General features: G+C 42.5%; 24 protein-coding genes. 6 read left to right on the top strand and 18 right to left on the bottom strand.

Annotated elements, in window-relative coordinates:
- Positions 1-178: 178 nt before the first annotated feature.
- Complete coding sequence (upp, locus tag Q7674_RS10195; protein WP_008986273.1) at positions 179-805, top strand: uracil phosphoribosyltransferase; 627 nt, start codon at positions 179-181, stop codon at positions 803-805.
- Positions 806-926: 121 nt separating this feature from the next.
- Here the strand turns inward: upp and Q7674_RS10200 are convergent, their stop codons facing one another.
- Positions 927-2,180 carry a uracil-xanthine permease family protein gene (locus Q7674_RS10200; RefSeq protein ID WP_045065004.1) on the bottom strand — a complete coding sequence of 418 codons (1,254 nt, stop codon included), beginning with the start codon at positions 2,178-2,180 and terminating at the stop codon, positions 927-929.
- Positions 2,181-2,483: 303 nt separating this feature from the next.
- On the opposite strand from Q7674_RS10200, the gene Q7674_RS10205 reads away from it, so the two are divergent.
- On the top strand, positions 2,484-3,647 hold the full coding sequence (locus tag Q7674_RS10205) for a DUF2066 domain-containing protein (RefSeq protein ID WP_045065006.1): 1,164 nt from the start codon (positions 2,484-2,486) through the stop codon (positions 3,645-3,647).
- Between the two features lie 58 nt (positions 3,648-3,705).
- Here Q7674_RS10205 and Q7674_RS10210 read toward each other — a convergent pair whose 3' ends face one another.
- The 4 genes from Q7674_RS10210 to bepA form a co-directional block, all read right to left on the bottom strand.
- Positions 3,706-4,137: a DUF2069 domain-containing protein gene (locus tag Q7674_RS10210; RefSeq protein WP_008986276.1), complete on the bottom strand. Its 432-nt coding sequence runs from the start codon at positions 4,135-4,137 to the stop codon at positions 3,706-3,708.
- Positions 4,138-4,166: 29 nt separating this feature from the next.
- Positions 4,167-4,748 carry an NAD(P)H:quinone oxidoreductase gene (gene wrbA / locus Q7674_RS10215; protein ID WP_190274778.1) on the bottom strand — a complete coding sequence of 194 codons (582 nt, stop codon included), beginning with the start codon at positions 4,746-4,748 and terminating at the stop codon, positions 4,167-4,169.
- Positions 4,745-5,095, bottom strand: a complete 351-nt coding sequence (arsC, locus tag Q7674_RS10220; protein ID WP_023933339.1) for an arsenate reductase (glutaredoxin) — start codon at positions 5,093-5,095, stop codon at positions 4,745-4,747. The genes wrbA and arsC overlap by 4 nt, the downstream gene beginning before the upstream one ends.
- A gap of 88 nt (positions 5,096-5,183) precedes the next feature.
- Complete coding sequence (gene bepA, locus Q7674_RS10225) at positions 5,184-6,644, bottom strand: beta-barrel assembly-enhancing protease (RefSeq protein ID WP_305423681.1); 1,461 nt, start codon at positions 6,642-6,644, stop codon at positions 5,184-5,186.
- Positions 6,645-6,731: 87 nt separating this feature from the next.
- Between bepA and Q7674_RS10230 the strand changes: the two genes are divergently transcribed.
- Entirely contained in the window at positions 6,732-7,049 is a 318-nt protein-coding gene (locus Q7674_RS10230; protein WP_223295642.1) for a sulfurtransferase TusA family protein, read from the top strand.
- Positions 7,043-8,119, top strand: a complete 1,077-nt coding sequence (locus Q7674_RS10235; protein ID WP_008986281.1) for an AI-2E family transporter — start codon at positions 7,043-7,045, stop codon at positions 8,117-8,119. Before Q7674_RS10230 ends, Q7674_RS10235 begins: the two co-directional genes overlap by 7 nt.
- A 65-nt stretch (positions 8,120-8,184) precedes the next feature.
- Here Q7674_RS10235 and bcp read toward each other — a convergent pair whose 3' ends face one another.
- Complete coding sequence (gene bcp, locus Q7674_RS10240) at positions 8,185-8,649, bottom strand: thioredoxin-dependent thiol peroxidase (protein ID WP_305423684.1); 465 nt, start codon at positions 8,647-8,649, stop codon at positions 8,185-8,187.
- A gap of 86 nt (positions 8,650-8,735) precedes the next feature.
- Entirely contained in the window at positions 8,736-9,275 is a 540-nt protein-coding gene (locus Q7674_RS10245; protein WP_008986283.1) for an ACT domain-containing protein, read from the bottom strand.
- A 350-nt stretch (positions 9,276-9,625) separates the two neighbouring features.
- Here Q7674_RS10245 and dapA point away from each other — a divergent pair, with 350 nt between their 5' ends.
- Positions 9,626-10,504, top strand: a complete 879-nt coding sequence (gene dapA / locus Q7674_RS10250; protein ID WP_305424124.1) for a 4-hydroxy-tetrahydrodipicolinate synthase — start codon at positions 9,626-9,628, stop codon at positions 10,502-10,504.
- Between the two features lie 31 nt (positions 10,505-10,535).
- A complete protein-coding gene (bamC, locus tag Q7674_RS10255) occupies positions 10,536-11,546 on the top strand; it encodes an outer membrane protein assembly factor BamC (RefSeq protein ID WP_008986285.1) in 1,011 nt (336 codons plus the stop codon).
- 86 nt (positions 11,547-11,632) lie between these two features.
- Here bamC and lipA read toward each other — a convergent pair whose 3' ends face one another.
- From lipA to Q7674_RS10310, 11 genes are all read right to left on the bottom strand, one after another.
- Positions 11,633-12,604 carry a lipoyl synthase gene (lipA, locus tag Q7674_RS10260; RefSeq protein WP_008986286.1) on the bottom strand — a complete coding sequence of 324 codons (972 nt, stop codon included), beginning with the start codon at positions 12,602-12,604 and terminating at the stop codon, positions 11,633-11,635.
- A complete protein-coding gene (lipB, locus tag Q7674_RS10265) occupies positions 12,601-13,251 on the bottom strand; it encodes a lipoyl(octanoyl) transferase LipB (RefSeq protein ID WP_008986287.1) in 651 nt (216 codons plus the stop codon). Before lipB ends, lipA begins: the two co-directional genes overlap by 4 nt.
- Before the next feature lie 185 nt (positions 13,252-13,436).
- Positions 13,437-13,712, bottom strand: coding sequence for a DUF493 family protein YbeD (ybeD, locus tag Q7674_RS10270; RefSeq protein WP_008986288.1), 276 nt, complete (start codon positions 13,710-13,712; stop codon positions 13,437-13,439).
- A gap of 203 nt (positions 13,713-13,915) precedes the next feature.
- A complete protein-coding gene (locus Q7674_RS10275; protein WP_045065009.1) occupies positions 13,916-15,091 on the bottom strand; it encodes a serine hydrolase in 1,176 nt (391 codons plus the stop codon).
- Between the two features lie 237 nt (positions 15,092-15,328).
- Positions 15,329-16,207, bottom strand: coding sequence for a septal ring lytic transglycosylase RlpA family protein (locus Q7674_RS10280; protein ID WP_045065013.1), 879 nt, complete (start codon positions 16,205-16,207; stop codon positions 15,329-15,331).
- Positions 16,208-17,329, bottom strand: a complete 1,122-nt coding sequence (mrdB, locus tag Q7674_RS10285; protein ID WP_305423687.1) for a peptidoglycan glycosyltransferase MrdB — start codon at positions 17,327-17,329, stop codon at positions 16,208-16,210.
- On the bottom strand, positions 17,326-19,290 hold the full coding sequence (gene mrdA / locus Q7674_RS10290; protein WP_305423689.1) for a penicillin-binding protein 2: 1,965 nt from the start codon (positions 19,288-19,290) through the stop codon (positions 17,326-17,328). The genes mrdB and mrdA overlap by 4 nt, the downstream gene beginning before the upstream one ends.
- Before the next feature lie 6 nt (positions 19,291-19,296).
- A complete protein-coding gene (gene rlmH / locus Q7674_RS10295; protein ID WP_008986293.1) occupies positions 19,297-19,767 on the bottom strand; it encodes a 23S rRNA (pseudouridine(1915)-N(3))-methyltransferase RlmH in 471 nt (156 codons plus the stop codon).
- A 7-nt stretch (positions 19,768-19,774) separates the two neighbouring features.
- Positions 19,775-20,092: a ribosome silencing factor gene (gene rsfS, locus Q7674_RS10300; RefSeq protein WP_023933315.1), complete on the bottom strand. Its 318-nt coding sequence runs from the start codon at positions 20,090-20,092 to the stop codon at positions 19,775-19,777.
- 225 nt (positions 20,093-20,317) lie between these two features.
- Entirely contained in the window at positions 20,318-21,343 is a 1,026-nt protein-coding gene (gene holA / locus Q7674_RS10305) for a DNA polymerase III subunit delta (protein ID WP_023933314.1), read from the bottom strand.
- The gene (locus Q7674_RS10310) at positions 21,340-22,005 is read right to left on the bottom strand and encodes an LPS-assembly lipoprotein LptE (RefSeq protein WP_045065018.1); all 666 of its coding nucleotides are present in this window, start codon (positions 22,003-22,005) and stop codon (positions 21,340-21,342) included. The genes holA and Q7674_RS10310 overlap by 4 nt, the downstream gene beginning before the upstream one ends.
- Positions 22,006-22,128: the final 123 nt, after the last annotated feature.

Here is a 22,128-nt window from a genome sequence, read left to right on the forward strand (position 1 = left end):
GTATTAAAGTAAAAAAGCTGGGGTATGATAACAGCAGTCACAGCCTAAAGGAAAACGTTTGCGTCATTTTTTTTGACTGGGTATTAAGTAAACAGTTAAACGTTTACTACTATCAGCAATCGTTTGGCTTAGTATATAATAATGCGATTTTATTTTTTATTTGCTCGGGAGTCAGAAGATGAAGGTTGTTGAGGTAAAGCACCCACTGGTTAAACATAAGATTGGTCTTATGCGCGAAGGTGACATCAGCACTAAGCGTTTCCGTGAGTTAGCAACTGAGGTTGGTAGCCTACTGACATATGAAGCGACTTCAGACTTTGAGACAGAAAAAGTGACCATTGATGGTTGGAACGGTCCAGTTGAGATCGACCAAATCAAAGGTAAAAAAGTGACGGTAGTACCTATTCTTCGTGCTGGTCTTGGCATGATGGACGGTGTACTTGAACATATGCCAAGTGCACGTATCAGTGTTGTTGGTATCTACCGTGATGAAGAAACACTTGAGCCTGTACCATACTTCAACAAGCTAGCATCAAACATCGATGAGCGTATTGCGCTGGTTGTTGATCCAATGCTGGCAACTGGTGGTTCTATGATTGCGACACTAGATCTTTTAAAAGAGCACGGTTGTACGCAATTTAAAGTTCTAGTACTAGTGGCTGCACCTGAAGGTATTGCAGCATTAGAAAAAGCACACCCAGATGTTGAGCTATACACTGCAGCTATCGATGAGAAGCTAAATGACAAAGGCTACATCGTTCCTGGTCTTGGTGATGCAGGCGATAAGATCTTCGGTACTAAGTAATTAGTAAACAAGATTTAAATAAAAACCGGACGCCATGTCCGGTTTTTTATATTCAGAGCTTATAAAGTGATAAGTTCAGTATAAGCTAACGTTAAATAACGTTAACTTAATTCATCGCGACTTATAGATGTTCAGTACCTTCAATTTGCGCATTATCAACGATATGATTTTCGCCTAAATCTTGTGGCAAGATCAGGTTAAGAACAATCGCGACAATACCGCATAAGCTCACACCTTGCAGGCTGAACTCACCAATACCAAATGCCATCCCACCAATACCAAATACCAGTGTTACCGCAACAATTACAAGGTTACGGGCTTTGTGTAAATCGACTTGGTTTTTGATCAGTGTATTTAGACCAACGGTTGCTATAGAGCCGAATAGCAAGATCATGATCCCGCCCATTACAGGCACAGGGATGGTTTGTAGCATTGCGCCTAATTTACCTACGAACGCTAATACTAATGCAGTAATTGCCGCCCATGTCATGATCACAGGATTAAATGCTTTCGTTAGCATTACCGCACCCGTTACTTCAGAGTAAGTAGTATTAGGCGGTGCGCCCACCATAGAGGCTGCAATCGTCGCAATACCGTCACCAGCCATTGTACGGTGCAGGCCTGGCTTTTTCAGGTAGTCTTTACCTGTTACGTTGGAAATCGCTAGCATGTCGCCCACGTGCTCAACTGCAGGTGCAATGGCAACAGGGATCATGAAAAGGACAGCGTTAATATTAAACTCAGGGAAAGTGAAGTTAGGAAGTGCTAACCAACTTGCATTATGCACCGGGGTAAAGTCCACCACACCGAATGCTAAACTTGCTAAATATCCTGAAGTAATACCACCTACAATCGGTACTAATTTTAAGATGCCTTTGGCAAACACACTTAAGCCAATGGTCACGATTAATGAAATGGCTGAAATCCATAGCGCAGTGTCATGTGCGATAAGCTGAACACCACCGTCACCTGTTTTACCTACAGCCATATTCACAGCTGCTGGCGCTAAACCTAAACCGATGACCATGATCACCGGGCCAACAACTACAGGTGGTAGCAGTTTATGAATAAAGCCAACACCGCGAATTTTAATCACAGCACCCATCAAAACATAAACAATACCCGCCATCATCAAGCCACCCATGGTGCTTGCAACACCCCAAGCTTGGATACCGTACATAATTGGAGCAATAAACGCGAAAGATGAGGCTAGGAAGATAGGAACAGAACGTTTGGTAACAAGCTGAAAAAGGAGGGTTCCTACACCAGCACCAAAAAGTGCCACATTGGGATCAAGCCCAGTAAGTAACGGAACAAGAACGAGAGCACCAAATGCGACGAATAACATTTGGGCACCTTGTAATACCTGCATCATACTCAAAATCACCTTGTCATAAAAAAAATCGCGCAATGCTATCACAAAAAGCAAACGATTACCTAGCGTACTAAGAGAAAAAAACTGCTAATTATTTAATGACTGATATTTGTGACTAGAGAAGTTTTTTAAAGCATGTGGTTTGTTTCTTGCAAGCTGTATTGTTTTGGTTCAGGAAAAAGTACATATTGTAGGATAAATTGATGGTAAGCCGTGTTTCTATACAAGACGTCAATCGGTTTAGGAACTCGCTGATGTTCAATTTCTTTTTGCCAACTTACTTTAGTAAATAATGAGTGCTTTATGTTGCGATTTGCGTTGTTGTTTTTAGCGTTACTGGCTTTACCGATTAAAGCTGCGACGGTTAGTAATTTATATCAGGCTCAAGTAGTCATGCCTGCTGATGGACAGAATGCTGATCAAACAGCACGAGAGCAGGGCTTTAAACAAGTGCTGATCAAAGTGACGGGTGATCAAAATATTGCTAAGAATAATGTGATAGCCCAAGCGCTGAAAAACAGTTCGGGTTATGTTAGCCAGTTTAGTTATGGTCAAGACAATGGTCAGCAGACGCTAAATTTAAGCTTTGATAAGGTGCAAATTAAACAATTATTAACGCAAGCAAAAGCAAATTACTGGAGTGAACAACGCCCTGATATTTTAGTTTGGATGGCTGATGATAACGGTAATAGTCGTGATATTTTGTGGGATCAATCAACCAATGCTTTAGTGGCTGACACCAAACAAGCTGCGAATATTCGTGGCGTGCCTGTTACTTTCCCTATTGGTGATTTTAATGATGTAACCGCACTGCATGTATCTGACTTATGGGGCAGTTTTGTCGATCCTATTTCAAGTGCGAGTAAGCGCTACAACGCTGGTGGATTGCTATTAGTAAAAGCGATTCAGCAAGGTGATGACAAGGTTGAATTATCATGGCAATTATATACGCAAAAGCCGAGCACTATTGCGACAGACACTCAACCCATCACTGGTAAAGCAAGTGGTACATTAGCACAAGCAAGCACTGATATGATGAATCAAGTTGCTAATCAACTGGCGCAAAAATATGCCTTAGCATTGGGTAGTAGTGCTGCTGGTGAAGTGAATATTGAAGTTGATAATGTTAACTCTACAGAAGATTTCTTTACGTTAGAGCGCATGCTTAATCATATGACGACAGTAAGTAGTGCGAATGCTGTAAATATTAAAGGTGACAAAGTTATTTTTCGCATGAACTTGTCAGCGTCGACAGCAGAATTTAAACGTGAGTTGAGCCATGACAGCCGCATTAGTGCTGATGATTATGCTGTAACGAATAATAATTCAGCGGTAACAGCAGCACCTGCAACCGATGTGAGTACCTCATCGAATGCTGTTGATGTTAGTGCTACTCAAGTACAGCCTTCTTTACAACAAAGCGAGAACTATGTAGCACCAGATAATATTTATACATGGCATAACTAAATTTCGTTTAGCGTTAAAGTAAGAAAGCCCTCAGTTTGAGGGCTTTTTAGTCTCTGTTTTATTCTTTTGGTGGCTCAAAACGTTCACGCTCTTCTCGTTCAACTTGCGATAAGCGTTGTAATTTTATTCCTAATTCCTTGGCTCGAAGACGGGCAAAAAGAATATTACTGAGAAACGCAACAGAGACGATGACAAACTCAATGGCTGCTAACCAGCGTTCCCCTTCATCAATGGTCAAAATGGTTAATGCATGCAAGAAATAGAACATTAAAATAAAGTTCGACCATGCATGGGTATAAGGTTTCGCTGCTAGCATACCACGTAAAGGTAATAGCATTGGTAATATCCAAAGCGCAGCCATTACCCAATTATTCAAATGTGGATGGGGAGAAATCACGATCTGCCACAGGGCGACCCATAGCATCAAACTTAAATTGGCACAGAGTGCAAATCGGTGGACAAATAAAGTGCGAGGTTGCATTGGAGGCATCGAATCATCCTTTTCGTAAGCCATTAATATCAGGAGTGATGAAGTAGCATTGCTGTGTGTGCTAAGCGTTTTCCTAATGCTTGTGCTAACTCAATTTCATCTTTATGTAATTGCTTATTGGTTCCTGTATTAAGGTGAGAAGCACCATAAGGTGTTCCGCCATGCTGCGTGGTATGCAGGGTTGGTTCGGAATAAGGAATCCCCACGATTAACATGCCATGATGTAATAAGGGCAAAAGCATCGATTGCAGTGTGGTTTCTTGCCCGCCATGCATAGATGAAGATGAAGTAAATACACAAGCTGGTTTATCTATCAATGTGCCTGATAACCATTGTTGGCTGGTGCTATCGATAAAGTGTTTCAGTGGTGCGGCCATATTACCGAAACGTACAGGGCTTCCCATCGCAAGCCCAATACAGTCTTTTAGATCTTGATGGGAGACTAAAGGATCAGTATAAGGTTGCTGATGATCATTTGGATCAATATCAGCAACCGTTCTTAGTACCGCTTCACAGCCAGAGATTTGTTCAATACCGCGACCAATATGACGGGCTAATTGGCGGGTATTACCGTGTTTGCTGTAATAAAGGACTAAGATTTTTTGCATCATAAAATATCCAGTACTTGCACTGGTGGACGACCTAATGCAGCTTTATCACCATTGACGACAATCGGGCGTTCGATCAGTTTTGGATGACTTGCCATTGCTGTAAATAATGCGCTGTCAGTAACATCATCGCTACCCAAGCCTAACTCTTTGTATTCTGCTTCTTTAGTTCGCATCATTTTACGCACAGAGTCTAAACCGAGCTGACGGTATAGCGTTTCTAACTCTGCCACACTTGGTGTTTGCTCAAGGTATTTCACAACTGTTGGTGTAATGCCTTTTTCTTCTAATAGCGCTAACGTTTCACGGCTTTTTGAACAACGAGGGTTGTGATAAATAGTAACTGACATGACATCTCCTAATTCTATGCGTGAGCTATTTTTTACTTAATTGTTATGTAGTTATTGTAATCGTATTAAATACGCTGGCTACTAAAATTTATTTCTGTAGCGCTTTAAATCGTTGACGTTCAAAGCGTAGTTGATCAATACGTGCGTCATAGCGAGCTTGATCCATTGAGCCTAACTTTGCGATTTGCGCTGCTTGAGTATAGTTATTAATGGCTTTATCCCATTGAGCGCGAAGTGCCAGTAGTTCTCCTAATGCTGCGAGTTCACCACTACGATTACCGAGCTTGGCATAGTTCTTCGCGAGTAATGTCCAGCCGTTGGTATCTTTGGGGTGATCGTAAGTATAACGATTTAGAATTTGGATACTTTGCTGATATTTTCCTGATTCTAAATAGACGTTAGCTAAATTTAAGCGCAATACATTACTGTTAGGATTGCCTTTTAGCGCTGTCGTTAAACGTGAAATGGCACGGTCATATTGCTTTTGGTACAGATCAAGATCGGTTGCCGCATCAATAAAGAACAGGTTATTGGGTTCACTTGCCAGTAATGGATCCAGTAATTGATGTGCTTGTTTATATTTACCATTATCAAGATAGACCAATGCCTTGCCGTAATTAAGTTCTTTACGACGATTTGGCGCGGCTTTTTTCAACTCTCTATTTAGCCAGTTTAGTGATGACGCTTCACTAAAGTTAGCATTACGCGCCACAATACGAGAGCGTGCTAATAAGTAACGCTCAGAAGGCGGCAGTATCACGGTTGGGTAATTACGTGCACGCATACGACTATCGGTGACACGAGACTCTGGCAATGGGTGAGTGAGCAACATTGCAAGCAGTTTAGAGGTATAGCGATATTGATCCGCTAAACGACCAAAAAAGCGCGGCATTGCATGTGCATCAAAGCCTGCTTTTGCCAATGTTTTTATCCCAATGCGATCAGCTTCTTTTTCATTACTGCGAGTAAAGTTAATGTGCCCTTGTATATTTGCAGCTGTCGTTGCGTGAATCGCTGCAATCCCAGCCTCTGGAGCAGCAATAGTTAACAATAAAGAGCCAATTAATGCAGCGGTACTCAATGGTGTTTTTTTAGCGTCGGCTTCCATTTTTCGCGCTAAGTGACGTTGGGTAACGTGAGCGATTTCGTGGGCCATTACAGAGGCGAGCTCGCTTTCGGTTTTGGCATGCAAAAACAGCCCAGAGTGGATAGCAACGTAACCACCAAAGAAAGCAAACGCATTAATTTCTGGGTTTTGAATTAAAAAGAAATGAAAAGGGGTTCGAACATCGTCAGCACTGGCAACCAGCTTATGACCTAATGATTGAACATAGTCGGACAATAACGGATCATTAATGACTGGCTGGCTAGCACTTAATATCCGCATATAAGCGTCGCCATATTCAAGTTCTTTATCGATAGTTAACGTTGAGGCGGCAGTCGTACCCATTTCAGGTAAGCGATTAGCATCACTAGCAGTAGCTGGAAGACTGCTACTAAGCAGAGCAGAAAGCAAAAGATAGGTTGGTGCTTTGGTAAATCGAAACATGGGAAAGATACTACCACCTTGTAAGTTATCTTTAATATCTAAAGAGTTAGGACAACGAATGACTCCATAGGTTCGTTATTGTGAATCATGTCCTTTATCTATCTCGCATCTTGGTTGTGCTTGAGGTTACAATACGGCAATAGCAAATCTCTGTCACTTAAAGCAATGGAAATTTTATCGCTTGATTTAACGACACAACGCTGCCCACTGGCACTGTTGCTAGCAAAACGCGCGTGCGCAAAACTTCTTTCTGAACAACAGCTTGAACTGCGTATTTCTGACAGCGGTGCAAGAAGCGACATTCCTCGTTACTTGCTTAACCATGGATACATTATTGACACTGTAGTTAACGATAACACTCAGCTTGTCATGTTAGTGAAAAAAGGACACGCCTCTACATGTTGAACATGTTAAATCGCTGGTATCAGCGTCGATTCTCAGATCCCCATGCCGTCAGCTTAGTCGCCATTTTGCTCGGTGGTTTTCTAACGATTTATTTCTTTGGTAGCTTAATTACGCCACTGTTAGTTGCGATTGTATTGGCGTATTTACTAGAGTGGCCCGTTGCAAGGTTGACCAAACTTGGGCTGCCGAGAACCTTCTCTGTGATGCTAGTTTTATTGCTCTTTGCTGGATTAATGAGCTTAGCATTATTTGGCTTAGTACCGACTATTTGGCATCAGGTGGTGAACTTAACGGCAGACGTACCAAAGATGTTTAATGACTTACAAGTGTATGTATCAAGCCTACCTGAGCGTTATCCAGACTTTGTCCAGCCAGCGCAAGTTGTCGATTTGATGAATAACTTACGTGAAAAAGTGTTGGGTATGGGGGAAAGCGTTGTAAAAGGCTCTCTTGCATCGTTAGTGAGTATTGCAACCTTAGGTGTGTATTTGATTCTGGTGCCATTGCTGATCTTCTTCTTACTAAAAGATAAAGATGAAATGATGCAGACTTTGCTAAAAGTGCTACCTAAAAATCGCCGTTTAGCGAGTAAAGTAGGCAGTGAAATGAATGAGCAGATCTCGAATTATATTCGCGGTAAAGTCATTGAAATCTTAATTGTTGGCATCGCCAGTTATGTCACTTTTGCAGTGATGGACTTACGTTATGCCGTGTTACTTGGCGTGCTGGTTGGACTATCTGTATTGATCCCATACATCGGTGCGGCTGCTGTAACTGTGCCTGTTGCAATGGTGGGATTATTCCAATGGGGATGGACACCGGATTTCTGGTGGCTGCTGTTAGCTTACGGCATTATTCAAGCCTTGGATGGCAATGTATTAGTTCCGATTTTATTTTCTGAAGCGGTGAATTTACACCCAGTAGCGATTATTGTCGCAGTCTTAGTGTTTGGCGGTTTGTGGGGATTCTGGGGCGTATTCTTCGCAATCCCATTAGCAACATTAGTAAAAGCCGTATGGGGCGCATTGCTTTCTGCTGAAGATGAACTTGATGATGTAGAGCAAGTATAACCAATGAAAAAGGCCGCAAGATGCGGCCTTTTCTATATCTATCAATGAGCATACTTAAGTGATGATTATTGATTTAAATAATCTAATACCACTTGATGGTGATCTTTGGTTTTAAACTTATTGAATACGTGTTCAATAGTGCCATTTTCATCAATTAAGAAGCTGATACGGTGTAAACCATTGTACTCTCGGCCCATGACACTCTTCAAGCCCCACACCCCGAACTGCTCTGCAACGGCATGATCTTCATCGGATAATAGGGTGAAATTGAGGTTATCACGCTCAATAAATTTAGGTAGGCGTTTTACAGGATCAATGCTGATACCAAGTACAACCACATTTTTCTCGTCAAGCTCTGCTTTGCTGTCACGTAGACCACATGCCTGAACCGTACAGCCTGGCGTCATGGCTTTTGGATAGAAATAAGCCAATACTTTCTTACCTTTAAAATCACTTAGGCTAACAGGCTCGTTATCTTGATTCATTAAAGTAAATGCTTGTGCTGGTGTCCCAGCTGTGAGCGTATTCATAGAAATATCCTTTTAGTTATTGTGATTCAATACACCGAGGTGTCTGAATAAATTAAGGCTGACAATGAAGTTTAGGTACGTTTTAGTTAGTTTTTATGACCAATAAAATTCACTGAACCAGAAGCTGAAACTGATTTGCACAAGGTTTCAAATTCTTCTTGTAGCGTCATTAAATTACAGTTTTCAGGCAAGTTAGTATTAATTTGAAGCACCAGTTGATTCATTACGCCTTCAGATTGACTCTCAAGTGTATTGGCACTTAATGCAGATATATCAATATGACGACTTGCCATGAAATGAGTAAATTGTTTGATAAGACCCGGGCTGTCATTAGCTTCAACATGGAAATCTGCTGTATAAGGGAAGAAGCGCTGCTTATGCTTGTTTGTACGCTTCATTACCGTGATCAGATCGTGCTCTTGGCCTTTTAGCGGTAACGTTGATTCAATACGAGAAATCGCATTGTTGTTACCAGATAGCAGCATGATCAGGGTAAACTCAGAACCAAAAAGGGCAATACGGCTATCGACAATATTACAGCCACATTGGGTAACGAGATGGGTGATCTCATCAGAGATACCTGGGCGATCAGTACCTACAGCAGTTATTACAAGGTAATGTTCCATGTTGGTCTTCATTGTTAAATAATTATCTAAGCATGTTAGCACAGAGTCATGCTGAAACGATGGCAAATTTCGTTAGAAAAAAGCGAAGATTTTGCGCAGTTTTTGGCGGCTTTTTGAACAAAAAAGTACCTGTATTATTCTGTTGTTCAATATTTGACTTTCAAAGTCGAAAAATGTGATGAAAGCAGGAGATAAAGTAGGTTAGTTCACTGTTTTCGCTCAGCCTTTACTTGAGTTTACAGCCACTCAAAAGTACCATGACAAAGTTATACCCTAACCGCTTTAGCATAGATCCCCACAAGGTGATGGTGAGAGAGCCGTTTGGATATATAAGAAGAGGGGAGATGGACATGTTTACAGGAAGCATGGTTGCGCTATTAACGCCACTAGACGCTACAGGCGAAGTAGATTATGTCGGCCTGCAAAAGCTGGTGGACCACCATATTGATGCTGGTACAGATGCGATCATTGCCGTAGGTACTACGGGTGAATCAGCAACATTGACAGTGGATGAGCATATTAAAGTGGTATTAAAAACACTGGAATATGTTGATGGACGCGTGCCAGTTATCGCAGGTACGGGTGCCAATGCTACACATGAAGCCATCACAATTACTAAGCTTTTCTCTGGTACGGGTGTTGCGGCATGTTTAAGTGTGACGCCTTACTATAATAAACCGACCCAAGAAGGTTTATACCAACATTATAAAGCGATTGCTGAAGCAACAGATATTCCGCAAATTCTTTACAATGTACCGGGACGAACTGCGGTAGACTTACTACCAGAAACTGTTGCGCGTTTAGCGAAGATCGAAAATATCATCGGTATTAAAGATGCGACAGCAGATTTATCTCGTGTGAAAAAAACGCGGGAACTTTGTGGTGAAGATTTCATCCAACTAAGCGGTGATGATGCTACAGCTGTAGATTTTGTCGCTGAAGGTGGTCATGGTGTTATCTCTGTTACAGCAAACATTGCTGCAGCAGATATGGCAACAATGTTTAAATTAGCATTAAGTGGTCAAATTGACGCTGCACAAGAAATTAATCAGCGTTTAATGCCGTTACATAACAACTTATTTGTTGAAGCTAATCCAATTCCTGTGAAGTGGGCAGCACATCAACTAGGTTTAATTGAAAACGGTGATTTACGACTTCCGCTAACTGTTTTAAGCGAGTCACAGCAACCGATTGTTAAGCAGGCTCTTTTGGATGCTAGTGTGCTTTAAGTTGCACAAGCGTAGGAGCGCAGGAGCATAAATGAATTATAAATATCGGCTAGCATTAGCTGCATTCATGGTAACGAGTTTGTCAGCCTGTTCTAGCGGGTCAGAAGCTCGCCGTCAGGCAAATCAGGATTTTAACTATCTTGAAACTCAACCTTTAGAATCATGGACTTTGCCAGCAGGAGCCGCCCCTTTTAGTAGTGCAGCTTACGCTATACCTAGCCAGAATTTTAAAGGCGAAGTTGGCGCTAGCGTTGATATTCGACCACCGCAGCAGGTTTTAAATCTCATTCCTGGTATGCGCTCAAGCGTGGATCAAGATGGTGTGACTGTACAATTGCCTCGCAGCTCTGATCTTTCTAAGCTATGGCAAGTGACTCAGAGCTTGATCAGTAAAAACAATATTGGCATAGCTAAGCAAAGTGCTGATCAAATTGATACTGATTGGGTGAGTTGGACCAATAAAGATGAAGATAGCGAAATTGGTAGTCGCTACAGCATTGAAAAGTCACCATCAACCAATAGCTACCGTATTATCTTAACGGATTGGCGTGAAGACGGTAAAACAATGCCAGTAACAGCTGATAATAAGCGTCGTTACAGCATTTTGATGACTAACTTAGTCATGTCTAAGTATGATGAAGATATCCGTGAACAAGCGCGTTTAGCAGCGGCTCAACAGCTTAAGCATGTTCCAATTTCATTAGGCGTGGATCGCAGTGGCTTACCAGTACTGATTGCACGTGCCTCTTACAATGACATGTGGGAGCGTCTGCCAACAGTATTATCAAAGCTTGGCTTTACGGTTGAAGATCGTAACCGTTCACAAGGTTTAATTGATGTTAAGTACCGTGAACCAGATGACGAATTCTGGCAAGAGTTGGGTACTAAACCAATGAAACTGACGGATGATAAATACCGCATTCTAGTCGGTGATTTAGGTAACCGTACTTCTATCAATATTACCGATAGTGAAGGTAAGCCTGTAACCGATGATATTTTAGAATCAGCAGCGCCTGCATTTGCAGCTGGCTTTCAAAAGTAAGCATTAGCTTGATAAAAAAAACCGCTTTATTTAAAGCGGTTTTTTTGTATCTGTATTTTTGGTTAGCTGTAATTAAGTGCTATTGATTACTTAATTTCTACACCTTGGGCTTGAAGATCGGCATGGTACGACGAACGTACAAATGGACCACAAGCAGCATGAGTAAAGCCAAGATCAAGTGCGATTTGTTTTAGCTCATCAAATTCTTCAGGCGGCACATAACGCTCAACCGGTAAGTGGTGGCGGCTTGGTGCTAAGTATTGACCCAGTGTTAGCATGGTTACACCATGAGCACGTAGATCTTTTAATACTTCAATGATCTCTTCTTTGGTTTCGCCTAAACCCATCATCAAACCTGACTTAGTAGGAACATTTGGGTGAAGCTCTTTAAATTTCTTCAGCAGATCTAAAGACCATTGGTAGTTAGCACCCGGACGCGCTTTACGGTATAAGCGTGGCGCTGTTTCAAGGTTGTGGTTGAACACGTTAGGTGCCGTATCACGGAAGATATCTAATGCACGATCCATACGACCACGGAAATCAGGTACTAATGTTTCAATATGAATTTCTGGGCTTTTTGCGCGGATTTCATTAATACAATCAACAAAGTGTTGCGCACCACCGTCACGTAAGTCATCACGGTCAACAGATGTCACGACTACGTAGCGTAGTTTCATGTCAGCAATAGTTTGTGCAAGGTGCGCTGGCTCTTCAGCATTAGGTGGTAGTGGACGACCATGGGCAACATCACAGAATGGACAACGACGCGTACAGATAGCACCTAGGATCATAAAGGTTGCTGTACCGTGGTTAAAACATTCTGCTAAATTTGGGCAAGAGGCTTCTTCACACACAGAGTGAAGTTTGTTTTTACGCAGTGCAGATTTAATTTCCTGAATACGTTGGCTGTCAGACGGTAATTTAATCTTCATCCATTCAGGTTTACGTAACACTTCTTTTGGCGTTTCTTCATCCGCAACATTACGAACAGGGATCAAAGCCATTTTGTCGGCATCGCGATATTTGACGCCTTGTTCAATTTTAATTGGTTTACTCATGGTTGATTGCTTTCCGTCATCCACTCGACTTTCGGATAATCGAGTAATTTAGTTAATTCTTCAACGAGTACAGGCTGAACTTCCGTCAGTTCAGTTGGGCCATTGAGTAACGCCGTTTGCGTCATCTCCATTCCTGCATAACCGCATGGGTTAATGCGAAGGAAAGGCGCCAAGTCCATATTTATATTGAGTGCCAGACCGTGAAAAGAGCACCCACGTCTGATCCGTAGGCCAAGTGAGCATATTTTTTGATTATTAACATACACACCAGGGGCATCAGGGCGAGCGTTAGAGCGAATCCCAAAGTGGGATAAGGTATTGATTACCGTATTTTCAATGTGTGTGACTAAATCACGCACACCGATTTTTTTACGGCGTAAGTCGATCAAGATATAAGCCACTTGTTGACCTGGACCATGGTAAGTCACTTGACCGCCACGATCGCTCTGAACAACTGGGATATCTCCTGTGTTGAGCAGGTGCTCGACTTTGCCTGCCTGTCCTTGGGTAAATACAGGTGAATGTTCAACTAGCCAAATTTCATCTGCTGTGTCTTCAGTACGGTTATTGGTGAAGTCATGCATGGCATCGAACGTCGTTTGGTAATCACGACGACCAAGGTTTTTAATAATAAGTGCTTTGTGCAATTTACTACCCAGATATTAATGAAGATGCCAATCATAAAGAAGGCTAGGTCTGAGCATTATACCTAAACTTGGTGCAGATGTATTGTTAACGAGTGATGAAGGAGTTATGGATAATAAGTGGGAATTATAAGAAGCGTGATGAAGGGAAATAACAGGCGACGTCATGCGCCGCCTGATGCCGTTGCTTATAGTACAACGCGAACGATATCGATATCGCCTAACTCTTTGTATAACGTTTCAACCTGCTCAATGCTTGTCGCTGTGATATTGATTGAAACGGCGCTGTAAGTCCCTTTGCTACTTGGGGTAACTTTAGGGGTGTAATCGCCAGGCGCATGGCGTTGGACTACTTCTACAACACGATCTGCAAGTTCAGGTTTGTTTTCACCCATTACCTTGTAGGTAAAGCTACAAGGGAATTCAAGTAGATCTTTTAGTTTTGGTTGCTCTTGTTCTTGCATATAGAACTCCAAGGTTCGCTTTCAATGTTGTCTTTCAACACCGCTATATAAGTGTAAGGCAGGCATCTTAATGTGTCATTCGGTGTAAAACAAGTAGTGGATGCTGTCTGTAGGGCTTTGGAAAAGCAATGTTTGTATTTGGTAATGAAAACAAAAGGGAAGCCGAAGCTTCCCTTTACGATTTGGGGGTAATTAGTTACGTTTTACTTGAACCAGTTTTGCACTAGCATCATTACGTAATCAACCATACGGCTAAATAGGCTACCTTCTTTTACATCGTTTAGCGCAACAAGTGGGTATTGTGCTACCTCTTTATCACCTAAGCTGTAAGTTAAAGTACCTACTTCTTCACCTTTGATGATAGGCGCTTTTAGCTCTTTCGTTAGCACGAAGCTTGCTTTTAAATCTTTTGCTTGGCTACGTGGTAGCGTTACGTAAGTATTTTCAGCCACACCTAAGTTTACTGTGTCAGTATCACCCATCCATACTTTTTCAGTTTCGATGGTTTGATCTTTCTTATTTGGTGACAGTGTTTCGTAGAAGCGGAAACCGAAGTTTAATAGCTTCTTGCTTTCAGCTAGGCGAGCATTCTTGCTTGCAGTACCCATTACAACCGCAACAAGGCGCATGTTGCCTTCAGTAGCAGTACTTACAAGACTGTAACCTGCGTTATCTGTGTGGCCTGTTTTTAGACCATCAACGTGCATGCTCTTATCCCAAAGTAGACCGTTACGGTTGTATTGAGTGATGCCGTTGTATGTGAATGATTTCTCACTGTAGATCTTAAATTCATTCGGTAAATCACTGATCAGGTGACGAGCCAGAATAGATAGATCGTATGGTGTTGTGTATAGGTCTGGGCGGTCTAAACCGTGAACGTTAGCAAAGTGTGTAGACTTCATGCCAAGATTCTTCGCCCAACCATTCATGAGATCAACGAATGATTCTTGAGAGCCCGCAATGTGCTCAGCCATCGCAACACACGCATCGTTACCAGAATCAACAATGATACCGCGGTTTAGATCGCTAACTTTGACTGTTTTACCCACTTCAAGGAACATTTTTGATGAGCCAGGGAAGTTTTTCGCCCATGCATTCTTGCTCACAACAACCGTGTCGTCTGGTGAGATGTTGCCATTTTTGATTTCTTGACCGATAACATAACTGGTCATCATTTTAGTCAAACTAGCAGGCGCTAGCTTTTCATACTCATTATGACCTGCAAGGATTTTGCCTGAGTTATAGTCTACAAGGATATAGCCTTTTGCCGCGATTTGTGGAGCTTCAGGTACGACTGCTGGTGATGCAGCAACAGTAGCTGAAGCCAGCAAAGTGGCAGAAATGGCTACAGAACGGAAAAGCGCAGCTGTTTTCTTCATGGTTATTATAACTTTAGTTTATCTAAGACAAGAAATGGCGCTCACTATAGCAGATAACACCCTAGCTATCAGTGGAATGAAGGAAGATCCTCATTTATTGACATTAAGCGGACGTAATCCGTGCAAATGCGGGTGTTTAACTCGTTGTAGTGAACAAAAATCAGCTTGTATGTTCTGGCTTTTTAATCCTGAACATACAAGCGTAGTTATGATTCCTAAATTAAAATTAGGTTCATATTATCTGTTAGCTGTGATGATAAAGGCTTTTGGATAGTGGTGTGCTTTCGCTTTACTTAGTTGTCTTTCTGCATCGTTATGATCCATGAAAGGACCTAAACGTACACGGTAGACTGTGCGATTATCCACTTGCTCAATATCTACATTTGTATTGTATTGACGCTTAAGCGCTTTACGCATGTCTTCGGCTTTCGCCAAACTATTTACTGCCGCTAACTGAACGAAGTAGTGATGAGGAATGGGTGAATTCTTCATCGCTTCTTTGCTCGAAGGCTTAGGTACATTAATCACTTCAATTTTTACTGGTGCCGTTCCAAGGCTAATTACCCCGATTTTTGCCGCTGCAGCCATACTTAAATCGATGATACGACCATCATGGAATGGACCTCGATCGTTAACACGTACGATGGTTGATTTACCATTACGGGTATTGGTTACACGTACAAAACTCGGTAACGGCAACGTCTTGTGTGCTGCTGTCATGGCGAACATATTGTATGTTTCACCGTTAGAGGTTTTATGACCGTGGAATTTCTCACCGTACCAAGAGGCATAACCAGTTTCAGTGTAACCTTTGGTGTTTTTTATAATGTGGTAGCGCTTACCACGTAGAGTGTAATCTTTGTTACCGCCTCGGCTGTATGGTTCATAGTGCGGCACTACAGGTGGTACTTTTGAAAAATCAGGTACTACAGTCGGTGCTCGGTCATCTTTTAATGAATAACGTCCAGCATTGGGATCATCATTCGTTGGAGTATTCGGTTTAAATAATAAGCCTGGAGTGGCGTGTTCTGTTTTTGTCTCTGGCTGTTGAGGTTTATCAGGCGAGGAGCTACATCCTGCAAGTAGAACAAAAAACAATAAAAAAAGTGAACGCATTTAGGTCGCCTTAGACAACATTTTTCTGTGAGTGTGGATAGACATCAAAATACCGAAGCCTGCTAAGAGGGTCATCATGGATGTACCGCCATAGCTCACTAGAGGTAATGGAACGCCCACAACAGGCAGAATGCCACTTACCATACCGATATTTACAAATACATAAACAAAGAAACTTAATACAATACTGCCAGCCATCATGCGCCCGAATGCAGTTTGAGCGCGGCTTGCTAACAATAATCCTCGACCTAAGATAAAGAGATAAATTGTTAATAAACCAATCACACCGGTTAAGCCCCATTCTTCTGCAATCACCGCAAAAATGAAGTCCGTATGTCGCTCAGGAACGAATTCAAGCTGAGATTGAGTACCGTGAAGCCAACCTTTACCACTAATGCCACCAGAGCCAATAGCGATTTTTGATTGAATAATATGGTATCCCGCACCCAGTGGATCAGACTCTGGATTAAACAAAGTCATGACGCGCGTACGCTGGTAGTCGTGCATGAGGAAGAACCATAACACAGGAATAAAGGCTCCGAGTAATACTAAAGCGCCGATAATCAGTCTCCAGCTAATTCCTGACAGAAACAGAACAAAAATGCCGGATGCTGCTACCAAAATTGAGGTACCTAAGTCCGGTTGTTTGGCGATTAATATCGTCGGTGTGAATATCAACACTAATGCGACGATGATATTTCGCATTGATGGCGGTAGTGGACGATTACCAATGAATCTTGCCACCATCAAAGGTACAGCGAGTTTCAATAGTTCTGATGGCTGAAAGCGAACAAAACCTAAATTTAGCCAACGTTGAGCACCTTTTGATACCTCTCCAAACGCTAATACACTGAATAATAACAGTAAGCCAACACCAAAGAGGTAAGGAGCCCAAGTTTCGTAATGGCGTGGGGCGATTTGTGCCAGCAGTACCATGATGCCAAGTGACATCAACATGCGCATGGCTTGACGTTCCATCATGGCAACGTTTTGACCACTTGCGCTCCACATGATGATCAGGGCAAACCCCATCAGGGTTAAGATCCCTAGTAATAGTGGCACATCGATATGTAAGCGTTCACTTAGTGTTCGCTTGTTACCGATTGCCGCCATAATACTCATTGTTGTACCTCTGTTGTTTCTGTTGCAGTAAGTGCTGAGTTGGACTCAGATTTACTCTCAGGGTTCGGTTTGATAAGCATATGGTCGAAAATTTTTCGTGCAATTGGACCACCATTACTCGAACCACCACAAGCATTTTCTAACACCATAGAGACCACCACTTCAGGTTTATCAAATGGTGCAAATGCGGTAAATAAAGCGTGGTCACGTAGGCGTTCTTCTAGCTCATCCGCATTATATTTTTGGTTTTCAGCAAGGCCAAATACCTGTGCTGAACCTGATTTACCATCGGCTTCATAAGGCGTATTGTAAAACGCTTTACGTGCAGTACCACGGGTACCATATAGTACTCGGTGCATGCCTTCACGAGCGATTTCCCATGTCTCTGGTGAGACTTCCGAAATAGGTGGAAAGTCTTTAAATTCAGCAGGTTTTTCTACTTCTTCATCAACAATATCTTTTAATAGGTGTGGACGATGGACGACACCGTTATTAACCAGTACAGATGTCGCTTTGGCTATTTGTAGTGGTGTGGCTGTCCAATAACCTTGTCCGATACCCACAGGAATCGTATCGCCTTGATACCAAGGACGTTTATGACGAGCTTGTTTCCAATCACGAGTCGGCATATTGGCTTTACTTTCTTCGTGAATATCGATACCTGTGTATTCGCCGTAGCCAAAACGGTTCATCCAAGTTGATAGACGATCGATGCCCATGTCATAGGCGACTTGATAAAAGTAAGTATCCACTGACTCTTCAATCGCTTTGTATATATTCACTGGGCCGTGTCCCCAACGAAGCCAATCACGGAATTTACGACTGGTTGAATTAGGAATTTGCCACCAACCAGGATCGTTACGAGTCGTTTTTGGCGTTACCACACCTTCAGTTAACGCGGCGACAGCAATCATTGGTTTAACTGTTGATGCTGGCGGGTAAATACCCAGTGTGACACGGTTAACCAATGGACGATCTGGGTTATTTAGTAACTCACGGTAATTTTTGCCTGAGATCCCTCTTACGAATAAGTTTGGATCGTAACTTGGGCTCGATACCATGGCTAAAATCGCATCGTCTTTTGGATCGAGAACAACGACAGAGCCACGTTTGTGTTTAATGATTTCTTCGCCCGTTTCTGGATCTAACTTACGTTCAGTTAATAGCTCTTTCACATAGAGCTGCAGCCCGAGATCGATATTCAGTTTGATATCTTTACCCGGAATTGGCGGTACGTATTTTAAGGTGCGAATAATGCGACCACGGCTATTCACTTCCACTTCTTGATAGCCAGAAGTACCGTGTAATAGATCTTCGTAGTAGCGCTCAATACCCAGCTTGCCGATATCACGAGTGGCTTTATAGTTACTAAGCTTTCCATCTTGATCGAGCTTTTTAAGATCACGATCGTTAATTTTAGCGACATAACCCAGCACATGAGTAAGAGAGTCGCCATATGGGTAGTAGCGTTTAAGGTAAGCTTTTACTTCAACCCCAGGGAAACGATGCTGATTAACAGCAAATAATGCCACTTGCTGTTCATTTAAGCCTTCAAGGATCGGCACAGATTTAAAACGACGGGTACGACGACGTTCTTTTTTGAATCGTTCGATGTCTTCATCGGTTAATCCCAACACAGATTTTAGTGCTGTGTAGGTTTGCTCCATATCGGGCACTTTTTCGATGGTGACTTCGAGATTATAAATAGGGCGGTTTTCAGCTAGCAGTATGCCGTTACGATCATAGATAAGACCGCGGTTTGGGGATACTGGGACAATTTTGATCCGGTTATCATTGGAACGGGTTTTATAGTCTTGGTGTTGTTCAACCTGAATGTTGAATAGGTTGAACAATAAAACGCTGACCAAGACAATAATTCCAATGAATGAGACAAGAGCTCGACGGAAAAATAGCGCCGACTCAGCGCGATGGTCGCGGATCTGGGTTCGCTTTTGTCTCATCTATGGTTATTCCCTGTGGTACGGATGGTTAGCCGTGATGCTCCATGCACGGTATAAACTCTCAGCCATCACAACGCGCACTAACGGGTGCGGTAGTGTTAATGGTGATAGTGACCAGCTTTGTTCTGCGGCTGCTTTACAAGCCGGTGCAAGACCTTCAGGTCCGCCAATTAGAATTGACACATCGCGACCATCCAGTTTCCAAGCTTCTAGTTGACCTGCTAGTTGCTCGGTATCCCAGCGTTTACCTGGAATATCTAAAGTAACGATACGGTTACCCTTAGCAACGGCTGCTAACATTGCTTCACCTTCTTTTTGAAGAATACGTGCAATATCAGCGTTCTTACCGCGCTTACCCGCTGGAATTTCAATCAGTTCCAACGGCATATCTTTAGGGAAGCGACGGCTATATTCTTTATAACCTTCCTCAACCCATTTTGGCATTTTAGTGCCGACTGCGATTAATTGAAGCTTCATGACTCTCTTAGCTCCAAAGCTTCTCCAGTTGGTACATTTGGCGTGCGTCTTCTTGCATGATGTGTAGCATCACGTTGCCCATGTCAACGATAACCCACTCACCATCGTCTTCGCCGCTGATACCAAAAGGAGGGAAGTCAATTAACTTTGATTCTTTGTTAACGTGATCAGCGATAGAGCAAACGTGACGGTTTGAAGTACCAGTACAGATCACCATTACATCAGTGATGCTTGATTTACCTTGTACATCAATAGTTACGATGTCTTGTGCTTTAAGATCGTCAATTTTATCAACAATGAAATCGTGTAGTTCTTGAACTTGCAAAGGGATTCCCTCAATAAGCGTTAAAAATGTGTAGTCGTTACGTTCTATTTTACTACTGGATTAGAGGTGTAAAAAGTTTTCCGACCGCAATAAGGTCGGCAGTATACCATGCTCTTATCTGACAGCGATAAAAGGACAAGGTTCAGACGATGATTTTTCGACCGCTTAAGGGGAGATTTAGGAAAAAACGGTCAACAATGACTGATGACCGTTGAGATGCGAGGGTTATGCGTAGTGTAAGTGGGTATCGAAACCACAGATTTCAGCACATAGCGCACTTAACGCAGGCCATGGATTGGTGTCGTAGTCGGTTTTCACTTGTAGCTCTAATTGGGTGAGCTGGCGAATAATGCCGACAAGTCGTGTCAGTGGTAGACGATGCAGCGCACCGATATACATTTCACGGCGGTTTTGCCACACCCGAAATTGCTCGAAAATAATATTAAGCGGGGTCCCTTTTTTACCCATTTCCTGCATTTTGTAGAGTTGGGTTAGTTCACGTTGCAAGGTGCGTAACAAGATTGTCGCCTCAACTCCTTCTCCTTGTAGCTGACGCAATACCCGCTGGCTACGTTTGGCTTGGCCTGCCAATACGGCATCGACAAGCTGAAATGGGGTGTAGTGATTGTGGCGACTGAGTGCTTCTTGCAAGCGAACAATATTCAGCTCACCATCAGGGTAGAGCAAAACCAACTTATGTAAGCTTTGTGCTAACGCTAACAAATTACCTTCGTGCCATTGTGCCAGCATTTGTACCGATTCATGATCAGGTTTTAATCCTAATAATCGACAGCGGGCTTGAATAAAGCGCGGCATTTGTTTGGCATCAGGCGTATTACATGGCACATATAACCCAATGGCATCAAGCGCTTTAAACCATTTGGTTGCTTCTTGTTTCTTATTTAAATAAGGCCCAGTAAGCACTAATAAAATATCAGGGTTTAAATGTTCAATAACCTCTAACAAGGCTTTAGCTTGATTGGCATTTAAGCCAGTGTCAGGCACGTCTAGCTCAATGATTTGCTGGGCTGAAAATAGGCTCATGGCTTGGCAGCAGTCGAGCACAAGGTTCCAATCTAGCTGGTTATCAATGGTGAAGTGGTGGCGTTCAAGAAAACCTTGCTGTTGGGCAAGTTGTTTGATGCTATCGCCACACTCTTGTTTGAGTAGTGGTTCATTACCAAATAATAGGTAGGCCTGACGCAGCCCTTTATCAAGTTGCTGCGTCAGTTGTTCTGGGTAAACTCTCATTGTGCGTTATGGCTGCTGTGCTGAGTTTCTGATGCATTAGTCGGCAAAGTTGTGATTGTTGTTTTGCCTGTGTCATCTGAAGATTCTTGTTTATCTTCTTCGTTTAGGATCTCTTTAAGTTGAGAGTCGAGCTTATCTTCTTCAATTTTCTTAAATACAGCAGTTAGACGTGCAAGCTTACGCATGATTTGTTGTGCAGCTTGCTCACGCATCACGTTTACTAACTCATCTTGTTCTACAGATTTCGCTAGCGCCGTTAATGGGTTATCAAGGAAAGTACGGGTGACTTTAGTAGTGTAAGTCTGTTGACCTTGATTTGGGATAGTCACCGAGTAGTTAACCGTTAGGGTTAAATCGTATTCCGCTTTACCATTATTTTGATAAATCGATAAAGTACGCTCACCTTGAGACTCACTATTAATGTTTAGATTCGGTACGTCTTTTGCCGGTGCAACTTCGCTAATGCCATGCAATTTAAATTGGTATCGCACCATACGCGTCATTTGGCCGTATGGGTCAAAGCTGGTTAATGACAGTTTAGCAATGCCGTCTGGCAGCATGTAATTACCACGAAGGTGGAAGCCACAAGAAGCTGTTGTAAGCGCGAGAAGAGTGATGATAAGTAGTCGAGTAAGGCGGTTTGCCGAGAAAAAACTTTTCACGAAAGTCAGCTCCTTGAAGTAAAAAGCAGTGCGCAAAGCGCAACAAGTAAAAGTATGACTGTAATTATAAAGATCCCCGCAGAAGCGGGGATCTTGAGCTTATTGCTATGTTAGACGAGCTAA

Source organism: Photobacterium leiognathi (assembly GCF_030685535.1).
GTDB lineage: Bacteria > Pseudomonadota > Gammaproteobacteria > Enterobacterales > Vibrionaceae > Photobacterium > Photobacterium leiognathi.